Genomic DNA, 1,170 nt, shown 5'->3' with positions numbered 1-1,170 from the left:
ATACCAACCCCCCATGATGCTGACTGACGAGGGGGATTCCCAAAGCAACGAAACTCTGACTCTATGGCTGCTGATCGGAGGACATGGCCATGGGTGCAGCGATTGGATTGCGTGACGACTTTGACGCGGCGGGCTTGAGGCGACTGGCGCGGACGACGAAAAGCGCAAACCAGGGGCGCCGGCTGCTGGCTTTGGCGGAAATCTATGATGGCAAGAGCCGCAGCGATGCGGCGCGGATCGGCGGGGTGACGCTGCAGATCGTGCGGGACTGGGTCGTGCGGTTCAATGATCGAGGTCCAGACGGGCTCCTCGACGGCAAGGCGCCGGGCAAGCCCTCCTTGTTGAATGATGCCCAGCGCCAAGCGCTCGCGGAGGTCGTTGAAAGCGGCCCGATACCGTCGATCCATGGAGTTGTGCGCTGGCGGCTGATCGAGTTGGCGCGGTGGCTTCATGAGGAATTTGGCGTGTCCCTGACGGAAACGACGGTGGGACGGGAGTTGAAGAAGCTGGGCTATGTCAAACTGACGGCGCGCCCACGTCACCATGCCCAGAATGAATATGCGATGGAGGACTTCAAAAAGGGGGCTTTGCAGTCGAGCTGGCAAAGATCAAAGCTGCCCTCCCGCGCGGCACGCCCATAGAGGTCTGGTTCCAGGACGAGGCCCGTATCGGCCAGAAGAACAAGATCACCCGCCGCTGGGCCAGACGCGGCACCCGGCCTTCGGCGCCCAAGGATCAGAGAACCAAATCGGCCTACATCTTCGGCGCCATCTGCCCTGAGCTTGGCAAAGGCGCTGGCCTGGTCCTCCCGTTCTGCAATACCCAGACCATGTCGCTACACCTTGCGGAGATATCGCTTGCCATAGAGCCGGGCGCCCACGGCGTGGTGCTGATGGATCAGGCCGGGTGGCACATGACCGGAAAGCTGGAAGTGCCGGACAATATCAGCATCGTTCCGCTGCCGCCGAAATGTCCCGAGCTCAATCCGGTCGAAAATATCTGGCAGTTCCTGCGCGATAACTGGCTGTCCAACCGGATCTTCACATCCCACGACAACATCATCGACCTTTGCTGCGAAGCCTGGAACAGGCTGGTCGATCAACCGTGGCGCATCATGACAATCGGGCGCCGCAAATGGGCACAGGGGTCATGATCAATGCAGGTTGGTAT

At 60.7% G+C, this 1,170-nt stretch carries 1 protein-coding gene; it reads left to right on the top strand.

Translation table 11 applies throughout. The features are described 5' to 3' along the window. Positions 1-89 precede the first annotated feature (89 nt). Positions 90-1,153 (top strand): IS630 family transposase gene (locus AC58EF_RS28520; RefSeq protein ID WP_497279735.1). Its coding sequence is split into 2 segments (ribosomal slippage): positions 90-581 and positions 584-1,153, totalling 1,062 coding nucleotides; the frame shifts between segments, so codons are not numbered across the junction. Positions 1,154-1,170: the final 17 nt, after the last annotated feature.

It is taken from the genome of Sphingobium sp. WR1 (assembly GCF_059693745.1).
Note: the sequence above shows the minus strand (reverse complement) of the source record. Positions and strands in the feature narration are given on the sequence as shown.